Source organism: Solibacillus sp. FSL K6-1523, assembly GCF_038005225.1.
Lineage (GTDB): Bacteria > Bacillota > Bacilli > Bacillales_A > Planococcaceae > Solibacillus.
Window position 1 is genome coordinate 3,086,734 of sequence record NZ_JBBOSU010000001.1, and the last position, 12,513, is coordinate 3,099,246.

Below are 12,513 nucleotides of genomic sequence, written 5' to 3' on the forward strand. Positions count from 1 at the left end.
ACATCTCCCCCTCTTCATTTTACGTCCCGCAATAACTTACAAATGGCGGTGTATCATCATTTGGAAGCTGTGTATATTTTTTATGTTCTGGCTGCAAATGAAATGGATTTGTTAGTACTTGCAACAGCTCCATAAAAGGTGCCGTGTCGCCTTCCACAAACGTTTGAATCGCATGCTCTACTTGGTGGTTTCGTGGAATGACGACCGGATTAACCGATTGCATTACTTGCAGTGCTTCTTCTAAAGTAGAACCTTGCTGTGTAATTCTTGTGAGCCATTTTTGTTCCCATTCCCCAAATTTTGGAGATTGAAAAACAGCTTCATCTGTTCGCTTATTTTCAGATAAGGCACGTAATGTATTCGTATAATCGGCTTCATTTTCTTCCATCAAGGCAAGTAATTCATCTACCAATCCCTCGTCTCCTGGATCGGCTGTTAACATCCCTAGCTTTTCACGCATTCCGTTATAATAGTACGTTTCATAAATCGATGGGAACTGTTCAATTGTTTTTTGAGCGAGCTGTATTGCCTCGTCTACATCATCATGAATGAGCGGTAATAAACTTTCTGCAAATCGGGCTATATTCCACCCTGCCATCTGAGGCTGATTGCCGTATGAATAGCGCGACTCTCTATCAATTGAGCTAAATACCGTACTACGATCGTAGCGGTCCATAAACGCACATGGCCCATAATCAATTGTTTCTCCACTAATCGTCATATTATCGGTATTCATTACTCCGTGAATAAATCCGATGAATTGCCAGTTCGCAACGAGGGATGCTTGACGATCTAGCACTTCCTCTAAAAATGCTAAATAACGATTTTCAGCCTGCATTAATTGAGGATAGTGACGCATAATCGCATAGTCTGCTAATTCTTTTAATGCTTCACGGTCACAAAAGCTCGCTGCATATTGAAATGTGCCGACGCGCAAATGACTTGCGGCAACACGTGTTAGTACTGCCCCTTCATATACTTGCTCGCGGTAAATTGGTTCCCCCGTTGTCGTAACTGCTAAACTACGCGTTGTTGGGACATGTAATGCAAACATTGCCTCGCTTATTAAAAACTCGCGCAACATTGGTCCTAAAGCCGCGCGACCGTCTCCACCACGGGAATAAGGTGTGCGTCCCGAACCTTTCAATTGAATATCAAAGCGCGTATTATTTTTTGTCACATGTTCCCCAATCAATAATGCACGCCCATCTCCAAGCATATTAAAATGTCCAAATTGATGCCCTGCATACGCCTGGGCTATTTGTGCCGCATTTTTTGGTATTTGACTTCCTGCAAGTACCTGTGCCCCCTCTTTAAATAACGCATCTACATTTAACTCAAGCTGCTTGGCCAAAGTTCGGTTTAATAATAAAATAGCTGGCTCTTCAACCGAATTTAATTGCACTTTGCTATAAAATTCATTAGGTAATTGTAAATAGCTATTCTCAAAATGAAATCCAAAATTTTCTGTTGTATGATTCTTCATTGTGTCCTCTTTTCTTTTTTCATGCTTTGCCTATTATTATAGCCTCTATTTTGAATTTATCCGTCAAATCTAACTTTTATCCTTCCGCACACCTTATGTTAACTCAATAAAAAAACTAGTTGACAATACTTCTTTTTCCATTTATATTTACGTTAACCTATTTATTTCATACATTAACACTAAGGAGATTACTATGGAAACTGTATCTAGAACTTCTAATTTTAAAACGATCGACCTCGTGTATAGCGCATTGTTTGCTACGCTTATTATGATTGGGGCGAACATTACGACGATTGTTCCCTTTTTAGCAATTGGCGGCGTTCCAATTACACTTCAAACATTCTTTGCCGTTTTAGCCGGCTTAGTATTAGGTAGTCGGAAAGGTGCGATTGCTTGTACCGTTTATATGCTTGTCGGGCTTGCTGGTGCGCCGGTATTTACACAATTTATGGGTGGGTTTTCATATATTTTGAAGCCTACATTTGGTTTTGTCGTAACATTTATTTTAAGTGCCTATGTAGCAGGTCTAATTGTAGAGCGTTTCCAAACACGAAAAGCTTTTGTAACAGCCGCATTTATAGCAACAGCCATTAACTATGTGTTAGGAACAACTTGGCTATATTTTGCTTATAAATTTTGGGCAGCCGCTCCAGATGGTTTTACTTATAAAATGGCATGGTTATGGATGTTGCCTCCGATGCCAAAAGATATCGTTTTAGCGATTTTTGCTGGTTTCTTCGCATTCCGCATTCAAAAAACATTGAAAATCATTCCGATTAAACAAAAGTAATATTTCATTCGGCTCCACTTAAACAAAATAATACACACAAAACAGGTGAGGGATCAATAATGTTCCACACCTGTTTTGTTTTCTCACTAAGTTGAATCTGCTCTTTATTTTCTCATTTATCGAATGTTTGGTATAATGAAAATAATTAAAAGGAGGAATTTTCTATGGCTAACCAATACCAAAATATCGTCGTAGCAGTAGATGGCTCAAAAGAAGCGGAACTCGCATTTCGTAAAGCAATCGACGTTGCAAAGCGCAATATTGACTCAACTTTACATATTGTTCACGTGATTGATACAAGTGTTTCAACAAGCGTTGAGATGTTATATGAAAATATGATTGAACTTGTTCAAAAGCACGGAGAAGTTTTAGTAGAAAATTATCGTACACAAGCAACTGAAGCTGGCGTTACAAATGTAAATACAGTTATCACTAAAGGTGTCCCAAAATCGATTTTATCCAAAAAATTAACTGACCTTGTAGCCGTAGATTTAATTATTTGTGGTGCAACCGGATTAAATTCAGTAGAACAATTTTTAATCGGCTCTAATACCGAAGCAATCGTTCGTCATGCGAAATGTGACGTTTTAGTCGTTCGTACAGCTGAATGATTTAGCTTTATTTAAAAAGACATTTTGCTTTTATGGCAGAATGTCTTTTTTAGCACGAAATCCTACAACCTTTTTATTCCAACTCTATTTACACTATGGTACAATTTCGAAAACATCTAAGCTAAAGGAGACGAAATTATGCCAATGATTTGTTTAGCAACAGAAAAAGATTATTTAGCAGTGAATGAGCTTGTGAAAGAAGGCCATGATGAACATGTATTACATAGGCCGACTGTTTTTAAAAGTGTTGATGCCGTTATGCCGGAATCTTATTATCACGAACTACTCGAGGATACAAACAGTACAATTTTCATCGCTAAAAAGGATGGAATTGTCATCGGTTTTGCTGTCATAAGTATCGAATCTTCCCCTCCTTTCCAATCATTGGTACAACGCAATTATGGCTATATTCACGACTTTGGTGTAAAAAAGGATACGCAAAAACAAGGTGTCGGAAAATTACTATTTGAAGCATGTACTAATTGGACTAAGGAAATGGGTGCTACTTCGATTGAATTAAATGTTTGGGCGTTTAATACAAATGCGGTAGAATTTTATGAATATCTCGGGATGGAAAGCATCAGTAGCAAAATGCATATACGAATTTGAGGTTGGATACTTGTAAGAAGAACTAAAACTATGATTATGCCGAGGTTTAATGGGGCTTTTGAATAAAATTCGATTAAAAGTAAGTTACACACACTGATTTTAAAAAGAACGAAACCAACTGTTTTGAAACAAAGTTGGATCAAAACAGTTGGTTTCTAGAATAAAGATTGATCTTTCGGGATGCGTATATTCACTTAAAGCCTCTGATAGTTGAATAAGCACATACTTTCTTCAGATAAGGTAACAATACAATTAATTAGATGTAGTTCTAAAGAGGTGTATTGAAAAAAATGAAAAAGATGTTAATCGTCTTTATACTATTCCTTGTTCTTATTACTCCTATTCAAACAACAATCGGTTCATCAGTTGGAGCAACACAGGACTCTGAAGAGCTTAGATTACAGGATATGCTAATGTTAATGCTTACTCCTTATATTGAAAAAGATTTGACTAACTATTATTATCCAAAGGTTATAAAGGATGTTTCACCTCATGTAACTCCGTGGAAAATTGAATTGATTGAAACTAAAAGAAATCATTTCCGAGGCTTTGATTTGCAAATTACTTTTGAAATTGAGCCAACTGATGGCGGGCAATGGATTCCAATAGGAAAAGACCGAATGACTTATGAAATATCTTCTGGACCTGAAGTTAAATTGATAAATCACACGCACTTAAAGACGTATAAATATCCTCCAGAATTATAAATAGGCTTCAATTAACCTGCTCTGTTAGTGACAAAAGTACAGTTAAAAATGCACACTAAATCCATTGAATTGATGAATGCCTGTACCAAATTTAGTTAATTCATTTTCTCTTAAAAACTTAACTGCGTTTTTTACTTCCTTTAAAATTTTTGGCTCAAGCCCTAAAGTATTATGTGAGCCATAAACCATCGAAACGTTTGGTATCTCTGATATTCTTTCCAATGAATTTACTAAATCACAAGGATTTGTAGAAGGATAAAAAGCATATATAGGGGTTTCATCATAAAGTAAATCTCCCGTAAACAAATATCCGTTCGTTTCATCGAAAATGGATATATGCCCAGGAGAATGCCCTGGAGTATGATAAATAATTAATTTTCTATTTCCCAGCTCAATTACATCGCCATCTTTCAATAAGCCTGTAGGTTCCCCTTGAAAGGGTTGATATTTATCGGGATTAAACGTTTCTGGAGTAGGTAATGTTATATCTCTACTAATATCTCTTCTTATTTGTTCTATTGACAAGCCTTTAATTCCATTCACTAACCAATCCTTATCGCTCTCATGGACATAAATTATTTCATATTGTCCATGACTTCCGATATGGTCAGTGTGAACATGAGTAGTGATGACTTCAATTGGTAGGGTAGTTAATTGGTCTGTTATTCTTTTTATATTATCAATCCCAAGACCCGTATCAATTAGTACAGCTTTCTCCTTACCCAATAATAAAAAAGAATGTACTTTCTCCCAATGTCCATATTCACTAATTGCGTATGAATTTCCATCCAATTGTTGAATTGTAAACCACAAGTCATTAATCATTAATAGCCTCCAAGTTGCTATGGCGTCACATTCTTTCTATTACTCCGAAACAATCAAATAATCCTTTGTAAATAAGATAGCTTATTAAATTAACCTGCAGCGTTAGTTCAATAAGATAAATGCTTTACCGTTTGTTGATTAAAATTTAATATTATTTAATCCTTTTTATCTTGATTAAGAACTTTAATGATTTCAGTAAGTTTCTCGTTTTTTTCTCGGTCTAATTTTGTCTTTTCATTCATGAACTTAACTACTTTAATTACGAAATAAATAGCAAAAGCAGTTAGTAGTAAATAAATAATAATAGGTAAAAAAGTTAAAAGTATAAACAAACCACTTGACGCAAACAATGTCTGACCCATAATATTCCTCCTAAATAGTTAGATATTATAAAACATTTCACTTTACTAACCTACCTCGTGATTTTAAGAGCATTTCCTTACAATCTTTATAGTTACATTAACATAAAGATCCTACAAATAATCATCTATGAAAATAGCCGCATATCCGATTGCTAAAAAAGGATATACGACTATTCACAATACATACCGTCAAAATTCAATTGATAATTTTCTTCAAACTAAATAATTTATTCAGCAGTATGAATCACTTTAAATCGCTCACATACAAGTAACATGTCCTCTTCAAACGGCAAATGATAAGGCTGCAATAACTCGCTAAAAAACTGCTTATGCGCATTCCACCAATATTCATAATCTCCTTCACCTTCTGCTAAGGCAAATTCTATTGGCACTTCATTCATTGGAGAAATGAAAACATCTGTTAGCTCGATGATTGCAACGGGCTCGTCTTTTGTATTTATAACAATGGAATATTGCCCTTTCTGTGGAAGTGGCTCTTGTTCTAACTCATAAAAAACATAACCCGAGCATGTAGCGGTTTTCTTCCCTTCTACAACTAAACTTGCCAGCCAATCTGCATCATCACCAAACTGAAAAGCATCCACATGACTCGGTTGTTTTTCACCTAAGTCAGACCAATATTTATCCCAAAACTGCTTTGTATGATTATTCATAATTGTTATACCTCGTTTCATAATTTATAAATTGCATTCTATTATTATGAGAACTTGGCAAAACCCATTATGTTTCCTCCGTGACAACCTTATACATACGTGACACCTACTAATTCATTTTTCTTATAAGAATAACATATATCTCCATACGTGAAAACGGCAATTCTAAGCCTCCCTCTTTTTTCTCTTGATGGAAATTTTATATTCCGAATGTTACAGTGGGGTAAATTGAATTAAAAAATGGCACAAAACCAGATCCCGTTCTTTCTACATATCATTCCTTTTTTGAATGAATTGACGGATAGGTAGGAAGCGAGTTTGGCGAGTATTTGAGGGAATTTGGCTAGTAAAACGTGTAATGGCTAGTTACTGTATTATTTTGGCTATATAGCGCTGAAGATTGGCTAGTAACGACCGTAATATGGCTATATTGTGCGTAAGTTTGGCTAATAAAGCTGATTAATTGGCTAATAACCCGAAATCGCTTCAAAAAATATGGCAATCTATCAAAAAATTCAGGAGGTCACATTATGAATTTCAAACAATTTGGGGATGGCGAAGAAGTATTGCTGTTTCTTCATGGTGGAGGCGTTAGTAGTTGGATGTGGGAATCACAAATTAATTATTTTAAAAATTATCATTGTATTACCCCTGATTTACCAGGACATGGGGCGAGCAGTAACGAAGTTTTTTCAATGGAATCTTCCATCAATAAATTATGGAATACGTTAGATGAAGTTGCCCCCAATAAAAACTGGAACGTCATTGGATTTTCGCTCGGTTCTCAAATTGCCCTTCAAATGATCAATGAACGACCAAACGCTTTCAAACGTGCAATGATTAACAGTGCATTAGTAATTCCGCAAAAAACGATGCGCCTCTGTATTTCCCCAACCATTTATGTCACATATCCATTAATACAGAAACGAGCATTCGCTAAATTACAGGCAAAAACACTAGGAATAAGTGATACATATTTCGAAAAATATTATATGGATACATGTAATATGAGTAGAAGTAACTTAATACATATTTTAAAGGAAAATTTAAATTTTGTACTACCGGCTACCATTATTAATGCCAACACTCAGTTTTTATTCACAATTGGTGAAAAGGAAAATCGATTAATGAAGCAGTCTATGAAAAAACTTGCTCTTTTGGGTAAGTCGGAAATAATTGAAGGTGTAGGACATAATGCGCCATTAGAAAACCAACAAGTATTCAATCGGTTGCTTGATAATTTGCTGAAAAACAACGAATAAACAGCTAAAACGTAGATTGGCTATTAACTGTATCCAATCAGCTAATAACCAATGTATTTTGTCTATTAACACTTGGAAAATGGCTATTATCATCGGGAAGTTGGCTATTAACGAAATTTCAAAGGGGAATTATGTAAACCTGTCCCAAAAACAGACTTCCCTTCTTCCAAGACAGGTTTGAATCACGTGCTATATTTCAATAATAACCGGCAAAATCATCGGCTTTCTCATCGTCAGTGTAAATATATATTGGTCCACTACTTTTTTAATCGCACGCTTCATCGCATAAGCATTTGCTTCATTAAATTTATTTACGGCATCTTTCGCAAGTTCATTTATATCGTTCAACATTCCCTTTGATTCTTTTTCGTAAACAAATCCACGGGAAATTGTATCTGGATCCACAATAATGGAGCCATCATATTTACTAATCGTCACGATAATTACGAGCATCCCATCCTCAGAAAGCTGTTTCCGGTCACGTAATACAACTTCCCCTACTTCTCCAATACCTGCACCTCCATCCACATACGTATCGCCAGCAGGTACATCACGTGTTTGCCGCGCAACAGCACCTTCAATATCCACAACATCTCCATTTTGAAGGATAAAGGTACGGTGTTGTGGGATGCCAACCGCCTCAGCTAAAAAGCGGTGTATGTGAAGCATTCTGTATTCCCCATGGATGGGAATGAAATATTTCGGCTTCATTAATGTGAGCATTAGCTTTAAATCCTCTTGATACCCATGACCAGACACATGCATCCCCGTCACACTGGAATTCCCATATACAACCTTGGCACCAAGTTGAAACACATTATCTACAATTTTCGAAACATCTTTTTCATTTCCAGGAATCGGTGAAGCGGCAAAAATAACGGTATCCCCTTGTTCAATTTTAACATCTCGATTATTGCCAGTGGACAGCCGGGAAAGTGCAGCGAGTGGCTCCCCTTGGCTTCCCGTACATAAAACAACAATGCGTTCTGGTGGGATATGCTTTATTTCACTTACTTCAATGAGCATCCAACTCGGAATGTTTAAATAGCCAAGTTCCATTGCAACAGAGGTAACGTTCACCATACTCCGCCCAAGCAAGACAATTTTTCGATTCGTTTTTTTAGCAGCTTCCACGATTTGCTGAATTCGATTAACATTTGATGCAAAGGTTGTAATAAAAATCTTCCCTGTTGCTTTTAAAAATTCTTCTTCTAAATGACCCGCTACTAATTTTTCTGAAGGTGTTGACCCAGGTCGCTCTGCATTCGTACTTTCCGATATTAATGCTAAAACGCCTTGCGTACCGATTTCAGCCATTTTATGAATATCGGATGTTTGATCATTTATAGGAGTTAAATCAAATTTAAAGTCCCCTGTATGAACGACTTTTCCTTCAGGCGTGTGAAAGACTAAGCCTAAGCAATCGGGAATGCTATGGCTTGTCTTAAAAAAAGTAACCGCCATCTGCTCAAAGTCTAAATGGGAATCTGCCGTAATTTCAACTAATTGTGTATCGCGAAGTAATTTATGTTCTTTTAATTTTAATTCAATCAAACCAAGTGTAAAACGAGAAGCATAGATTGGCACATTTAATTTTTTTAGCATGTATGGAATGCCACCAATATGATCCTCATGTCCATGCGTTACAATTAACCCTTTAATTTTATCTTTATTTTCCTGTAAATACGTAAAATTAGGGATAATTAAATCAACACCTAACAAGCTTTTATCTGCAAATTTTGCACCACAGTCAATGATGATGATTTCATCCAAACATTGAATGACATACATATTTTTACCGATTTCATTAATGCCACCTAAAGCAAAAATGGATAATGCACGTTCTGTACTAGCCAATAAGATTCCCTCCTGCTGTTACATTCCTTGAAAAAAGTCGATTGTTGATTGCTTTAACAAATATTAGTATTCGTTATTCCAGTCTGAGCTATACGGTTACAATTCATCCATTTTCCTTAATCTACTTTGTACTGCATCATTTGCTCATATGTTATGTAGTTTTTCCACAAAAAAATAGCACTTCTTCAGCCGATTTTTTCGTCCTAAGAAGCGCCATTTATTCATCTTTGCCCTACCCTTACTTAAATCTACGGCTCCCTTTTTTACCATCAAACATATAAATAATTGCTTTATTTTCTAATATCGTTTCCAAATAAACAGGGCGCCCCCAAAGCTGATAAATATACGGCAAAACATGTTCTAAATAAGTCGGATCTAATTCCATTCCTTCATAGCCATGCTTTAAGTATAATTCCCCACTTCGCGAATAGTCACCATCTTCTACAACGATATATGGAAATCCTCCATTTACACGCATGGAAATAAGCTGATTTTTTACTTCCTCATGATCCTTGTCTGTAATTTTATACTCCTGACCCTTTTTCGCAAAAACATACAAGTCTTCTTCATTGACTAATTCCTTTGATAAATAATTTCGAATAAAGGAAACGTCCGATTCAATTTCTCGTACTTCAAATATTTTCTCGCGCCCCGCATTTGGTTTTGCACCGAAACGCTTCATTTCATCTGTCGGGTTATCGTATTTCTTTTCAATGTGTTCAAATATTTTGACCCCTAAATAATAAGGATTAATTGTCGTTTTTGACGGTTGCACAACACCAGCATTTAACTTCGCATACTCAATCGTTTCCGATGTTGTTAAATTTAGCTCCCGCATAATGCGTTGATGCCAATACGAGGCCCAACCTTCATTCATAATTTTTGTTTCTAATTGCGGCCAAAAGTACAGCATTTCTTCACGTAGCATCGTTAATATATCACGCTGCCACTCTTCCAATTCACGACTATTTTCTTCAATAAATAACAATAAATCTTTTTCCGGTTGCACGGGGAATTTTTTCTTTTTCAGTTTAACTGGTGGCGGTGAATTTTCTGTCTCCCCCATTTTCCATAAATCATCATATGGTGTTTTTATAATTTGAATTTCTTCCACTTCATCTTCCTCTGGTGCAAATAATTTCGGTCGTAATATGGAAGGGTCTATATGCTCCTGGATAGCAAGCACAGCATCCAAAAACTTTTCAACTTCATCTTTCCCGTATAAAATTTCATAGCTCGCAATCCGTTCTGCTGTTGCGGTCATACTCTCGACCATATCTCGTCTCGTATTGGAGAAGCGCACATTATTTTTAAAGAAATCGCAATGCGCTAACACATGCGCGATAATGAGTTTATTTTGTATTAATGAATTCGTATCGAGTAAAAATGCATAGCAAGGATTGGAGTTAATAACCAGTTCATAAATTTGGCTGAGTCCTAAATCATATTGCAGCTTCATTTTATGAAATTGTTTCCCGAAACTCCAGTGGGTAAAGCGCGTGGGCATTCCGTAAGCACCGAAAGTATAAATAATATCAGCCGGACAAATTTCATAACGCATTGGATAAAAGTCTAAACCAAACCCTACTGCAATTTCCGTAATCTCGTCAATTGCTCGGCCAAGCTCTCTTTCCATTCATTGTCCCCCCTTACAAATCGGCTTCCTGTTTTTTGAAGATTTCCTTTAACGCATCATATACTTCCTGTCTTCTTTTAATAATCGAGAAGCGGAATTTTGGATCATCAATTTTTTTAAAGGTCATCATTAACGCAGAAGTCCTGTTCGATTCATTAACCTCTCCGTAGCCAAACATGCTTGATACTTTCATAAGCTCCTGCACCAATTTCAAACTCTTTTCATTATCCATTGTTAAATTTTCGCCATCTGAAAAATGCACTGGGTAAATATTGTAACGAGCAGGGTGATATTTTTGATCGATCAACTCTAATGCTTTGGCATAAGCGGAAGAACAAATCGTACCGCCACTTTCTCCCCTCGTAAAAAACTCTTGCTCTGTCACGGTTTTCGCGATCGTATGGTGCGCGATAAATTCAATTTCGACCGTTTCGTACTTGGAACGTAAAAACTTAATCATCCAAAAGAAAAAGCTTCTTGCACAAGATTTTTCAAAATTCCCCATCGAACCACTGACATCCATCATCGCAAGCACGACCGCTTTTGATTCCGGTTTAACGACCTCATCCCACGTTTTAAAACGGAGATCATCATTAAAAATCGGGCTAATCGCGGCTTTCCCGTGCATCGCATTACGTTTAATCGCCGTCATAATTGTTCGTTTCTTATCAACATTTCCCATTAGCCCTTTTTTCCGAATATCATTGAACTCAATCTTTTCTGTCGTAATATCCGCCGCTTCTTTTTGTTGTAAATTAGGTAACTCTAATTCTTGAAACAACAGGCCTTGTATTTCTTCAATATTTACTTCTGTTTCAAAATAATCTTCCCCTGGTTTATCTCCCGCTTCTTTCCCTTTCCCAGCACCGGCACTTTTTCCACTACCGGGTTCCCGCGCCACAACATCTCCCACTTGACTATCTCCTTGACCTTGCCCAACATGTTTTGACTTATCATAGTTATAGCGGATTTTGTATTCATCTAAAGAACGGATTGGAATTTTGATTGTCTTGTCACCATTCGACAAAATGATGCTTTCATCACTTATTAATTCCGGTAAATTATTTTTGATGGCTTCTTTTACTTTTTCATTATGACGCTGCTGATCTTGGTGACCTTTTCGATGGAGAGACCAATTTTCCTGTGAGACAACAAAACGGTTTTGTTCTTTTTCACTCATTTTATCCTCACCAATCTATTAATTTTTTATTTTCTATAAAAATTTTATACAATGAACTAAAAAAATCTTACGTTGAAGTAAGCTTTCTAATATGAATTTTCATAAAATGTGTAATTCTAAGCTTTCTAGATTTGCTGCGCCGCTTCCAGTGGGAGGCGGCGGATTCTGATTAAGACTTTTCACCAATTAGCTTTTGTTTTAGCCGTTTTATTATTTGCAACCTACAGGATAGTATTTAGCTCAAAGTTCTAGTAACATTGCGTTCTCTTAAATTTTTCCCACTCTTAATAATAGATAATTTTCAATTCATAAAGACAGCCCATAAAAAACGGCTTTGTCTATACTATGCGATTTTTATTCAATTTTGTACTTGATTCGAGAAATAAAAAAGGGGTATCCAATTTCTCGGATAACCCTTGTACTCAATCAATTACGCCTTGGTGTAATTGCGTCCAGATTTTTTTCGAGCTCGCTCGAAAAGCTCCCCTAAAAAATCTATGACATCCGCCGGGGG

At 36.3% G+C, this 12,513-nt stretch carries 12 protein-coding genes; 5 read left to right on the top strand and 7 right to left on the bottom strand.

The window, feature by feature from the left end:
• Positions 1 to 19: 19 nt before the first annotated feature.
• Positions 20 to 1,486 carry a protein adenylyltransferase SelO gene (locus MHI10_RS14920; RefSeq protein ID WP_340786740.1) on the bottom strand — a complete coding sequence of 489 codons (1,467 nt, stop codon included), beginning with the start codon at positions 1,484 to 1,486 and terminating at the stop codon, positions 20 to 22.
• Between the two features lie 193 nt (positions 1,487 to 1,679).
• Here MHI10_RS14920 and MHI10_RS14925 point away from each other — a divergent pair, with 193 nt between their 5' ends.
• From MHI10_RS14925 to MHI10_RS14940, 4 genes are all read left to right on the top strand, one after another.
• Positions 1,680 to 2,276 (top strand): biotin transporter BioY, encoded by a 597-nt coding sequence (locus MHI10_RS14925; protein ID WP_340786742.1) that lies wholly within the window; start codon positions 1,680 to 1,682, stop codon positions 2,274 to 2,276.
• Between the two features lie 164 nt (positions 2,277 to 2,440).
• Positions 2,441 to 2,887 carry a universal stress protein gene (locus MHI10_RS14930; protein ID WP_340786744.1) on the top strand — a complete coding sequence of 149 codons (447 nt, stop codon included), beginning with the start codon at positions 2,441 to 2,443 and terminating at the stop codon, positions 2,885 to 2,887.
• A 138-nt stretch (positions 2,888 to 3,025) separates the two neighbouring features.
• On the top strand, positions 3,026 to 3,496 hold the full coding sequence (locus MHI10_RS14935) for a GNAT family N-acetyltransferase (protein WP_340786745.1): 471 nt from the start codon (positions 3,026 to 3,028) through the stop codon (positions 3,494 to 3,496).
• Between the two features lie 290 nt (positions 3,497 to 3,786).
• Complete coding sequence (locus tag MHI10_RS14940; RefSeq protein ID WP_340786747.1) at positions 3,787 to 4,203, top strand: DUF3888 domain-containing protein; 417 nt, start codon at positions 3,787 to 3,789, stop codon at positions 4,201 to 4,203.
• 42 nt (positions 4,204 to 4,245) lie between these two features.
• Here the strand turns inward: MHI10_RS14940 and MHI10_RS14945 are convergent, their stop codons facing one another.
• The 3 genes from MHI10_RS14945 to MHI10_RS14955 form a co-directional block, all read right to left on the bottom strand.
• Entirely contained in the window at positions 4,246 to 5,028 is a 783-nt protein-coding gene (locus MHI10_RS14945; RefSeq protein ID WP_340786748.1) for an MBL fold metallo-hydrolase, read from the bottom strand.
• Positions 5,029 to 5,183: 155 nt separating this feature from the next.
• A complete protein-coding gene (locus tag MHI10_RS14950) occupies positions 5,184 to 5,390 on the bottom strand; it encodes a hypothetical protein (RefSeq protein WP_340786750.1) in 207 nt (68 codons plus the stop codon).
• A gap of 227 nt (positions 5,391 to 5,617) precedes the next feature.
• The gene (locus MHI10_RS14955) at positions 5,618 to 6,064 is read right to left on the bottom strand and encodes an ASCH domain-containing protein (RefSeq protein ID WP_340786752.1); all 447 of its coding nucleotides are present in this window, start codon (positions 6,062 to 6,064) and stop codon (positions 5,618 to 5,620) included.
• Between the two features lie 530 nt (positions 6,065 to 6,594).
• On the opposite strand from MHI10_RS14955, the gene MHI10_RS14960 reads away from it, so the two are divergent.
• Positions 6,595 to 7,326, top strand: a complete 732-nt coding sequence (locus tag MHI10_RS14960) for an alpha/beta fold hydrolase (protein WP_340786754.1) — start codon at positions 6,595 to 6,597, stop codon at positions 7,324 to 7,326.
• Between the two features lie 189 nt (positions 7,327 to 7,515).
• Here MHI10_RS14960 and MHI10_RS14965 read toward each other — a convergent pair whose 3' ends face one another.
• From MHI10_RS14965 to yhbH, 3 genes are all read right to left on the bottom strand, one after another.
• Positions 7,516 to 9,183, bottom strand: coding sequence for a ribonuclease J (locus MHI10_RS14965; protein WP_340786756.1), 1,668 nt, complete (start codon positions 9,181 to 9,183; stop codon positions 7,516 to 7,518).
• A 238-nt stretch (positions 9,184 to 9,421) separates the two neighbouring features.
• Positions 9,422 to 10,819 (bottom strand): SpoVR family protein, encoded by a 1,398-nt coding sequence (locus MHI10_RS14970; RefSeq protein WP_340786757.1) that lies wholly within the window; start codon positions 10,817 to 10,819, stop codon positions 9,422 to 9,424.
• Between the two features lie 13 nt (positions 10,820 to 10,832).
• Entirely contained in the window at positions 10,833 to 11,999 is a 1,167-nt protein-coding gene (gene yhbH, locus MHI10_RS14975) for a sporulation protein YhbH (RefSeq protein ID WP_340786759.1), read from the bottom strand.
• Between the last annotated feature and the right edge of the window lie 514 nt (positions 12,000 to 12,513).

Excerpts from the sequence above, each read along its gene's own strand:
- yhbH (WP_340786759.1), bottom strand. The coding sequence starts at position 11,999 with ATGAGTGAAAAAGAACAAAACCGTTTTGTTGTCTCACAGGAAAATTGG.
- MHI10_RS14970 (WP_340786757.1), bottom strand. The coding sequence starts at position 10,819 with ATGGAAAGAGAGCTTGGCCGAGCAATTGACGAGATTACGGAAATTGCA.
- MHI10_RS14960 (WP_340786754.1), top strand. The coding sequence starts at position 6,595 with ATGAATTTCAAACAATTTGGGGATGGCGAAGAAGTATTGCTGTTTCTT.
- MHI10_RS14935 (WP_340786745.1), top strand. The coding sequence starts at position 3,026 with ATGCCAATGATTTGTTTAGCAACAGAAAAAGATTATTTAGCAGTGAAT.
- MHI10_RS14920 (WP_340786740.1), bottom strand. The coding sequence starts at position 1,486 with ATGAAGAATCATACAACAGAAAATTTTGGATTTCATTTTGAGAATAGC.
- MHI10_RS14930 (WP_340786744.1), top strand. The coding sequence starts at position 2,441 with ATGGCTAACCAATACCAAAATATCGTCGTAGCAGTAGATGGCTCAAAA.
- MHI10_RS14955 (WP_340786752.1), bottom strand. The coding sequence starts at position 6,064 with ATGAATAATCATACAAAGCAGTTTTGGGATAAATATTGGTCTGACTTA.
- MHI10_RS14945 (WP_340786748.1), bottom strand. The coding sequence starts at position 5,028 with ATGATTAATGACTTGTGGTTTACAATTCAACAATTGGATGGAAATTCA.
- MHI10_RS14925 (WP_340786742.1), top strand. The coding sequence starts at position 1,680 with ATGGAAACTGTATCTAGAACTTCTAATTTTAAAACGATCGACCTCGTG.
- MHI10_RS14950 (WP_340786750.1), bottom strand. The coding sequence starts at position 5,390 with ATGGGTCAGACATTGTTTGCGTCAAGTGGTTTGTTTATACTTTTAACT.
- MHI10_RS14940 (WP_340786747.1), top strand. The coding sequence starts at position 3,787 with ATGAAAAAGATGTTAATCGTCTTTATACTATTCCTTGTTCTTATTACT.